A 4085-nucleotide genomic window follows, 5' to 3' on the forward strand; every position below is an offset into this window, starting at 1 on the left:
ATTGCCCGTGCGACTACGGAAGTACACCCGGATGGCCCTGGGCGGCGTGCGTGATGAAGCTGAAATCCGCGGCCACCGGAAGACCTACATTGGTGCGTTGCCCGGCAAGCTTCTTCAGAAGCTGTCCAAGGTGGGCGTGAAGAATCCGCTGTTCCTGTTCGATGAAATTGACAAGATGGGCATGGATCATCGTGGTGATCCGGCCTCAGCGCTGCTGGAGGTCCTCGACCCGGAACAGAATCACACCTTCAACGATCACTACCTCGAAGTGGATTACGATCTCTCCGATGTGATGTTCGTGTGTACCTCCGATCCATGGACATTCCTCCCGCCCTGCTGGACCGGATGGAAATCATCCGTATCCCGGGTTACACGGAGGACGAGAAGGTCAATATTGCGCTGCGTTATCTGTTGCCGAAGCAGATCAAGGCCAACGGCCTGCGCAAGGATGAGCTCAAGTTGCCAGAGGACACCCTTCGCGACCTGATCCGCGACTACACCCGTGAAGCCGGTGTACGTGGCCTGGAGCGCGAGATTGCCAAGATCTGCCCGCAAGGCTGGTGCGTGACCATGTGGAGAGCGGAGAGAAGGTCTCTGTCACTCTCACGCAGGACATGCTCGAAGATTACCTGGGGGTCAAAAAATTCAAGTACGGCCTCGCCGAGGAAAAGAACGAGATTGGTCAGGTGACCGGTCTGGCTTGGACCCAGGTGGGTGGCGAACTGCTGCATATTGAGTGCGCCCTCACGCCTGGCAAGGGCCGGGTCGTGAAGACGGGTTCCCTGGGTGATGTCATGCAGGAGTCCATCCAGACGGCATTGACGGTGGTACGTAGCCGGGCACCCGGTCTGGAATTGCCGATGATTTCCACGAGAAGCACGATCTGCACGTGCATGTACCGGAGGGTGCGACACCGAAAGATGGTCCCAGTGCCGGTATCGGTATGTGCACAGCGCTGGTTTCTTCTCTGACCAAGATTCCGGTTCGCGCCGACGTTGCAATGACCGGTGAAATCACTCTGCGTGGACGCGTTCTTGCCATCGGTGGGTTGAAAGAAAAGCTTCTGGCAGCGCATCGGGGTGGCATCAAGACGGTGATCATTCCGGATGAGAATGTCAGGGATCTCAAGGAGATACCTGAAAACATCAAGGAGTCGCTGGAGATTCGTCCTGTGAAGTGGATCGACGAAGTGCTGGATATTGCACTGGCCTATCCACCCGAGCCCAGGGCTGAAGATTCATCTCCGGAAAACGGGTTCTGGCAAGCCGCGTGACGAAGAAGGCGACGCGTCAGAGCGCATAAATACACATTAAAGCCTTGATGAGTTGTTGACATGCCTGAGAGCCCATTGGTATAACTGTTTCGCCGTGAAGCAGCCAATACCAGGGTTCCCGCGCAGTCAGTCCCTATTCCGAATGCCGGTATAAAGCCGAAAGGAATAAGAAAAGTGAAGAATGGAATTCTCCGACCGCTTATGCGATAGTCGAGAACGTCCGAGAAAAACAAACCAACCTATAACATCTTCAACCTGAAATCGAAGGGGTTTAGTGTGAACAAGTCCGAACTTATCGATGCAATTGCAGAGTCCGCAGATATCTCCAAAGCCGCCGCTGGCCGTGCTCTGGACGCAATGACCAACTCAATCACCGGTGCCCTGAAAAAAGGCGATCAGGTAACTCTGATCGGTTTTGGTACCTTCTCCGTAAAAGAGCGTGCTGCTCGTACCGGTCGTAACCCGCAGACTGGTGCCGAGATCAGATTCCGGCCTCCAAAGTGCCTGGGTTCAAAGCAGGCAAGGCCCTGAAAGACGCCGTTAAGTAACGGTTCTTTCTCCGGTGGCTTCTGTCGCAGGAAGCCACCCAAGAAGAATTCAAGGCGCATTCCACACCGGGTGCGCCTTTTTACGTTAGGTCCGCCCTTCGCCGCGCGCTGAAACGAATAAAACTGCACTACCTTGAACAGGGATCCGGGAGAAACATGCTTCAAGATATTCGGAACAATGCCCAGGGCACGATCGCCAAGGTCATCATTGGTCTTCTTATTGTGTCGCTATCCATCTGGGGGATGGACGCCATTGTCGGCGGCTTCTCCGGCGAGCCTGAGGTGGCAACCGTCAACGGCGAGGATATTACCGAGCGGGAGTTTCTCCGCGTGGTCCAGATGGAGAGCCAGCGCCGGCTATCCAGAATGGAAAACCCGGATCCCTCGATGCTTGACGAAGACCAGATTCGCACAGACGTTCTGGATTCCCTGATCCAGGAGCAGGTCCTGATCCAGGATGCCAACGCTCAGGGACTGGAGCTCAATGATGCTGATATCGATGCGTTGATTACCCAGATGCCGCAGTTCCAGGTGGATGGCCAGTTCAATCGCGACCGCTTTGTGGCCACAGTCCGTAATATGGGCATGGGCGTGGGCGAGTTTCGGGAAGCCATGCGCAAGCAATATGTGGTGAACCAGATCCGTGCGGGTATCGTTCAGAGTGGCCTGGTGGCGGATGAGAATGCCGAGCAGCTGCTCCAGATTCAGAACCAGACACGCAGTTTCCGGGTACTGGATATTCCTGCCAGCTCAGTGGCGGACGCGGGTCATCGGTTTTGACGCCGACGTTGAAGCCTTTTATGAAGAAAACTCGGGTGCGTTTCAGCAGCCGGAGCGTGTAGACGCTGCCTACATCACGCTTTCGCTGGGTGCCCTTGCTGAGAGCATTGAAGTTGACGATGCGGAGCTTCAGGCCGATTACGAGCAGCAGGCTGCCGATCTGGCCAGTGAGGAGCGTCGGGCGTCCCACATCCTGATCGAAGAGGGCAGTGACGCAGACGAAACCATGGCAACGATCCAGGAGCGCCTGGCGGCCGGGGAGTCATTTGCTGACCTGGCGCGGGAGTATTCCATTGATACCGTTTCGGCCGAAGACGGCGGCGACCTGGGCGCACGCCGGTCGTGGCATTTACGCCGAGCCCTTCGAGGAAGCCCTGTTTGCCCTTGAGGAAGGCGAAGTTTCCGAGCCGGTTCGGACATCGTTCGGGGTTCGATCCTATTCGCCTCGAGGATGTCAGGGAGTCCGAGGTGCCGTCTCGGATGAGATGGAAGACCAGCTCCGTCGTGAGCTGGCCCGTGAGAGCTCGTGAGCAGTTTGCTGAAGTCCGGGCAGAGCTTGCCGACTCCGCGTATGCCGCCGATGATCTGGCCGGCCCTGCCGAAGAGCTCGGGCTTGAGGTGCGGGAGGCCAGCGGCGTTACCCGTGACGGTGGTCAGGCGCCGTTTGACCACGCCGGTCTGGTACGGCAGTTGTTTTCCGAAGATGTCCTGGACGCGGGTTACAACACCGAGTTGATCGATGTGGGTGACAACGTGTCTGTCGTTGCCCGGGTGAATAAGTACCGACGAAGCCGAGCAGCTGCCCCTGGCACCAGGTTCGGGATCAGATCCGGATGACGCTGGAGCAGCGCAAGACGCGGGAAGCTCTTCTGAAAGGGCTGACGCGATTATCGCTGACCTGGAGTCAGGTCAGAGCCCCGAGGGTATTGGTGAGTGGTCCAGCTATGAAGGGCTGGCACGGAACGCCTCCGAGGCAGGTCCCGCCATTCTCCAGCAGGTGTTTTCTTCTGGCGCGCCCAGCGGATGGCGCCCGGTTTGGCAAGGCTGTGATGGCCAATTCTGCCGCGGTGATCGCGCTGGACGAGGTCACGGACGGGCAGGTCTCGGGAGATGGTACCGAACTGAACCAGCTTCGGGAATTCCTGGCATCTCTCGAAGGCCAGAGGGAATACGCCGCGTACCAGCAGTTCCTTCGAAACCGGGCGGAGGTCGAGAGACCCTGATATCCGCCTCATGAAAAAGGCGCCGAATGGCGCCCCGCGATCAACGAAAAGCCCGGTGCGAATGCCCGGGCTTTCTTGTATCTGCTGACCTCTTCTATTGTGGCACTGAGGCTCAGGTCGGTGGGAAGCGGGTGGGCTTGAGGCTTTCCTTGATCTTCTTGAGGTGCCCGAGGAAATCCGCGCCGCGTTTGAGGGTTACGCCGGTTGCAAGAATGTCGATAAGGTGCTGTTCGGATTCTATCGTGTTTCCCTATTAACCTT

At 57.4% G+C, this 4085-nt stretch carries 5 protein-coding genes and 1 pseudogene; all 6 read left to right on the top strand.

The window, feature by feature from the left end; translation table 11 throughout:
* The coding region (locus ACXACQ_RS23580) for an AAA family ATPase (RefSeq protein ID WP_474978506.1) at positions 1–487 on the top strand (487 nt) is incomplete at its 5' end.
* A complete protein-coding gene (locus tag ACXACQ_RS23585; protein ID WP_474978507.1) occupies positions 460–690 on the top strand; it encodes a hypothetical protein in 231 nt (76 codons plus the stop codon). The genes ACXACQ_RS23580 and ACXACQ_RS23585, both read left to right, overlap by 28 nt.
* A pseudogene (locus tag ACXACQ_RS23590) lies at positions 615–1273 on the top strand (S16 family serine protease). The gene ACXACQ_RS23585 and the pseudogene ACXACQ_RS23590 overlap by 76 nt, the downstream one beginning before the upstream one ends.
* 276 nt (positions 1274–1549) lie before the next feature.
* Positions 1550–1804, top strand: a complete 255-nt coding sequence (locus ACXACQ_RS23595) for an HU family DNA-binding protein (RefSeq protein WP_474978508.1) — start codon at positions 1550–1552, stop codon at positions 1802–1804.
* A gap of 173 nt (positions 1805–1977) precedes the next feature.
* Entirely contained in the window at positions 1978–2601 is a 624-nt protein-coding gene (locus ACXACQ_RS23600) for a SurA N-terminal domain-containing protein (RefSeq protein ID WP_474978509.1), read from the top strand.
* Positions 2504–2989: a peptidylprolyl isomerase gene (locus ACXACQ_RS23605; protein WP_474978510.1), complete on the top strand. Its 486-nt coding sequence runs from the start codon at positions 2504–2506 to the stop codon at positions 2987–2989. The genes ACXACQ_RS23600 and ACXACQ_RS23605 overlap by 98 nt, the downstream gene beginning before the upstream one ends.
* Positions 2990–4085 lie beyond the last annotated feature (1096 nt).

The sequence above is a fragment of the Fulvivirga sp. AWR4_260 genome, assembly GCF_056158185.1.